We start from the raw sequence: 1,029 nt of genomic DNA on the forward strand, positions 1-1,029 counted from the left end.
CGGACGCCGTCGTCGCGACCACCGACGTGCTGGCGGCCGCCGGGGACCGGGTTTCCGCCGAGGTGACGCTGCACAACGACGGCGGCACGACCGTGCGCGACCCGCGCGTCGCGCTCGCGCTCCCGGAGGGCTGGACTGCCCGCACGCTCGGCGCCACGCCCAGGGTGGTGCGGCCGGGCGATTCCGCCACCGTGGCGTTCACCGTGTCCGTCCCGCCCGGGGCCGAGACCGGCGGGTACGACGTCGCCGCATCCGTCACCTCGGGCTCCGGCCAGGTCACGACGCCGCCGTCGCGCGTGACGATCGCGCCCGGGGCGCCGTCGGGCGGCGACGTCGTGCTGTCCAGGCACCCCTGGGTGAGTGCGACCAGCGGCTGGCTGACACCCACGGTGGACCAGAGCGTGGGCGGCGGCTCGCCGCTCACGGTGGCGGGCACGGTGCACCAGACGGGGCTCGGCGTCGCCAGCCCGTCCCGGGTGCGCTACTACCTCGGCGCCGCGTGCACCGGGCTGACCGGGAGCATCGGCATCGACGACGTCGTCGGCACGGTCGGGCCGGAGGGCGGCACGGCGACGTTCGACGTCGTCGGCGACGGCGAGACGCTCTGGAGCAGCGGCACGGTCGAGCGCGGCACGGCGATCGCGTTCGACGTGGACGTGACGGGCATCCGCGACCTGACCCTCGCGGTGGGCGACGCGGGCGACGGCGGCTACAACGACCGCGCCGACTGGCTGTCGCTGAACCTCGCCTGCGCCTGAGCCAGAGCCCGAGCCGCCGCCCGGGCCACCGAACGTAGGGTTGGTCGCCCTTCCAGCACTGGGAAGCCGACCAACCCTACGTTCGCGCTCCCGACCCGGGTCTGCCGCGGGTGGTCAGCAAGGCGCCGCGTCGGACAGGAGCTCCGCCAGGTGCGGGGCCGGGGAGTCCGCGCGGTCCGGGGTCGTGACCATCGAGACCACCCAGTCCGCCGCGCCGTCCGCCGCGACCGGCACGGCGACCAGGCGGGCGGCCTGCGGCTTGGCCGCGACG

At 76.4% G+C, this 1,029-nt stretch carries 1 protein-coding gene; it reads left to right on the top strand.

Annotated features, from left to right (window positions below; all coding sequences use genetic code 11):
• On the top strand, positions 1-758 hold a 758-nt coding region (locus tag PROKR_RS30250; protein WP_036971720.1), incomplete at its 5' end, for an NPCBM/NEW2 domain-containing protein.
• Positions 759-1,029: the final 271 nt, after the last annotated feature.

Source organism: Promicromonospora kroppenstedtii DSM 19349 (assembly GCF_000515355.1).
GTDB classification, from domain to species: Bacteria; Actinomycetota; Actinomycetes; order Actinomycetales; family Cellulomonadaceae; genus Promicromonospora; species Promicromonospora kroppenstedtii.